At 70.2% G+C, this 3,788-nt stretch carries 3 protein-coding genes; 1 reads left to right on the plus strand and 2 read right to left on the minus strand.

Annotation, left to right across the window (positions count from 1 at the left end; translation table 11 throughout):
• A partial coding sequence (locus tag CCN51_RS14125; protein ID WP_143675802.1) for a glycosyltransferase family 4 protein occupies positions 1 to 1,187 on the minus strand: 1,187 nt, incomplete at its 3' end.
• A gap of 723 nt (positions 1,188 to 1,910) precedes the next feature.
• A complete protein-coding gene (locus tag CCN51_RS14130) occupies positions 1,911 to 2,756 on the minus strand; it encodes an NAD(P)H-binding protein (RefSeq protein WP_106436416.1) in 846 nt (281 codons plus the stop codon).
• 190 nt (positions 2,757 to 2,946) lie between these two features.
• On the opposite strand from CCN51_RS14130, the gene CCN51_RS14135 reads away from it, so the two are divergent.
• Positions 2,947 to 3,702, plus strand: a complete 756-nt coding sequence (locus tag CCN51_RS14135) for a hypothetical protein (RefSeq protein ID WP_238545441.1) — start codon at positions 2,947 to 2,949, stop codon at positions 3,700 to 3,702.
• Positions 3,703 to 3,788 lie beyond the last annotated feature (86 nt).

Consider the following 3,788-nt stretch of genomic DNA (forward strand, 5'->3'; position numbering starts at 1 on the left):
CTACGAGGCGCGCGGCGGGTGGCCGGGACGGCCGCGCCGCGCGCCTCGTAGAGTTCCGTGAACAGCTGCTCGTACGCCTCCGCCACGCGCTCCGGCGCGTATCGCCGCGCTGCCATGCGCGCCGCCGCGCCCATCGAGCGGCGCAGCTCGTCGTCCTCGATCAGGCTCAGCAGCCCCTTGGCGATGGCGTCGCTGTCGCCGACGGGGACGAGGAGGCCGTCCCGGCCGTGCGTGATGATCTCGCCGGGCCCGTGGGGGCAGTCGGTGGCGACGACGGGCACACCGCAGTGCATGGCCTCCACGATCGTCATCCCGAACGACTCCTCGCGCGAGGTGACGGCGGCGATCGAGCCCTTGGCCCATTCGGTCTCGATGGGGGAGTGGGCGCCCATGAGCGTGATGTGGTCGGCCAGGCCGAGTGCGTCGATCCTGCGGCGGAGTACGGGCTGCTGGGGGCCTCGGCCATAGATACGCAGATGCCAGTCGGGGTGCTTGGCGGCGACCGTGGCCCATGCCTCCACCAGCAGGTCGTACCGCTTGACGGGAATGAGCCGCCCGGCCGCCACGACCAGCTTCGCCGAGGAGTCGGAGGGCTCGACCTCTGTGGCGGGGACTCCGTTGGGCAGCCCGACGATACGGGTGGTCACGCCGGGCAGATGGGCGCGGTGCGTCCCGGCGTCGGCCTCCGAGACGGTGGTGTACGCGTCCAGGCGGGCGATCGCGGCATCGCAGGCGGCGCGGAGCGACGCCTGATGGGTGCCGTAGATCCGGTGTTCCTGCCCGATCCGCACATAGCGGCGCTGCCCGAACTCGGCGAGGTAGATCACCAGCCCGGGGCGGGTCGCGATGACCACATCCGCGTCGGTGTCCGCGAGGTACGCGGCGATGCGCTGGTCGGTCAGCGCGTTGAAGTTCGTGGTGCCCTTCGCCTCGGCGGCCGGGATGTGCGAAGTGGGCTGTTCGAGAAGGGGGTTGTCCGCGTCGCTCCCCTTCGCGTCCGGGCGCCGGTCGATCAGCGGGGTGATCCGGACGGCGGGGTGGAGGGGGAGGCTGGGCACGCCGTGGGTCCGCATGACGGTGACGATCTCGACCGTATGACGGGCGGCGAGCGCGCTTGCCATGTTGAAGGTCGTGCGGATGGTGCCGCCTATTCCGTACGCGTTGTGCAGCAGGAATGAGATCTTCATGGTGATGTACGCGCGGCCGGGGCGACCCCGCCGCGCGTCGGCCCCCCTCCGGCCCGAGTCTCAGCGCTGATACCGCCCGCCCGGCTTGGTCAGGGCCGGTACGGGGCGGTTTTGCTCGTTAAGACAGAGCACCGAGAGAAAGGTTGCTTTTGCGGCAGGTGATATGTGATGCCCCACATAGGGGTCATCCGGTACAACCCTCGGCGGGGGTTGGGTGTCGGGGCATCCCGTGAATCCCCGGTCCGCTGCGGGAAACAGGGTGCACCGGCACCGGCTCAGCAAAGCGCCGCCCCCGCCGCTGGACGGCATGGTCCGGTTGCCGAGAGCGGGTATCGTCTCGCGCCTTTGGCGCAAAGCGGCCGGCAGCGGGAAGGGGAGGGACGCCGGAGGCATCGTCGCCGTCCAGCCCAAGGGGCCGTCACCGGCCGACGGGGCGGGGGAACGGCGGAGGGTCGCCCGGAGCGGTGGACGCCGGTTCGGTTTGGGCCCCTCCCCCACCCCCTCTTAAAAAAATGCTTGCTCTACATCAAGTGTTTTTCTAAGAGGGGGTGGAGGGAGAGCCGACTGACCGGCTCGCCACCGCGCGGCAGCAGCTGCGGCGGAGCGTCGTGAGCTCAGCCGCCCGCCGGGCCGCCCCGCGTGAGCCGAATGCCGCGAGACGGCGCATAGGTACAGCGCAGCGCAGCCAACACGCAGCGCAGCGGAGCACTCTGACCGGTGTTCCTAGCGGAACTCGTCGGCGTGCTCTTGCGCCCAGGAGCGGAACGTACGTGCCGGCGCTCCGGTGAGCTCTTCCACCGTGCGGGTGATCACGTGTGATTCGGGCCGCGTCTCGGCGCTGGCCAGAAGGGCCTCGACGAGGGCGGGCGGCCTGCCGTCGGCGAGCATCTGCTGCCGTGCGGCCTCGACGGGGACCTTCTCGAAGCGGACGGGGCGGCCGAGCGCCTGACCGATCGTGTGCACCTGCTCGGCCCTGCTCAGTACCTCGGGGCCGGTCAGGACGTGCTTCGCTCCCGCGTGCCCGTCGTCGGTCAGCGTGCGGGCCGCCACGGTCGCGATGTCGCGTTCGTGGATCACCGCCGTGGCGGCGATGTCGGGGCCGCGTACGACACCCGTGGCGCGGATCTGCCCGGCCCAGCCACGTGCGTTGGAGGCGATGGTGCTGGAGCGCAGAACGGTCCACTCCAGGCCGGATTCCTCGATCAGGCGCTCCATGTCGGCGTGAAGCTGGTTGATGGGGTCGGTCTGCCGGTCGGTGTCCGCGCGCACGCCCGAGGACGAGAGATAGACGACGCGGCGGGCACCTGCGGCGAGCGTCTTCAGTACGGCGGGGGCGCCCTCGGTCGTGAGGAAGGGCCAGATCAGAAACACGGAGTCGGTCCCTCGCAGGGCCCCCTCCAGCGTGTCCGGCCTCGACAGGTCCCCGGTCGCGGCCCCGACCCCCTCCGGCAGCCGGGCCGAATCGGGGTCGCGTACCAGGACGCGTACCGTCGTGTCCGCGGCCAGGAGTTGAGCCACCACCTCTCGGCCGACGTTGCCGGTCGCTCCCGTTACAAGAATCTCGCTCATGATCGGGGCAGCCTCTGCCATGCTCGGGGTATTCCGTGCCGCCGGGCCGTTGTGATCTCGTGATCCGGCGTTGCGCAACCTTTTCGGCGATATCGGATTGTCATGGAAATCTCTGTTCTACCAGGGGCAACCCGATGTTTGATGACCTCAACCGCGATCGCGGGAGAGTCAACCAAGGATGGACAAAAACGTGAGTAAGTCTGTGTCGCGCGTCGTGTTGGCGGTCACGGCCGTGGCGGCGCTGGGGTTGGTGACCGCGTGTGGCGGCGACTCCGACGGTGACAAGAAGTCCGACAAGTCGGCTGAGAAGACGCCGGCGGCGGAGCAGCAGGCCGCGCCGCTGCCGAAGGCCGCGCTGGAGAAGGCCGTGGTCGTGAAGGCCGACATCAAGGGCTTCGACGTCGAGAAGATGACGGACAAGGAGTACTCGGACGGCGGGTCGGCGAAGGCCGCGGACGCCAAGTGCCAGCCGCTGGCGCAGTTGATGGGGGCTCAGACGAACCCGGCGCCGAAGGACTCGGCGTACGCGACGTTCTCCTCGGCCGGGGCGCTGACCGGCGGCGGCAAGGGCTCGGGGACCGCCACGGGCATGATCCGGGTGTCCTCGTACGCGGAGGCCGGCGCCGAGCAGACCGTATCGGACCTGCGGGGCGCTCTCACGGCATGCACCGGTGGGTTCAAGGCGACCGACGGGAGCGGCGAGAAGGCGGACGTCGCGAAGGTGGAGCCGCTGACCGCGCCGAAGCTCGGCGACGAGGCGCTGGCCTACACCTTGACCGAGGCGGGCACGGAGGACGTCGGCACTGTGAGGTTCACGATCGTGCGCTCCGGTGCGCACCTGTCCGTGTTCTTCGGCGTCGACATCGCGAACCCCACCAAGCCCCTCCTCCCGGACGCCGTGGTCTCGGCGCAGGTCGCCAAGTTGGAGAAGGCGCTGAAGGCGTAACAGAGCGCCGCCCGCCCGGCCGCCGAGTCGCCGGGCCGGGCGGCGGCTTCTAGTTGGTGGCCGTCGCCGCCGCCGACGCCTGCTGG

Source organism: Streptomyces milbemycinicus, assembly GCF_002154605.1.
Classification (GTDB): Bacteria; Actinomycetota; Actinomycetes; order Streptomycetales; family Streptomycetaceae; genus Streptomyces; species Streptomyces milbemycinicus.

Excerpts from the sequence above, each read along its gene's own strand:
- CCN51_RS14130 (WP_106436416.1), bottom strand. The coding sequence starts at position 2,756 with ATGAGCGAGATTCTTGTAACGGGAGCGACCGGCAACGTCGGCCGAGAG.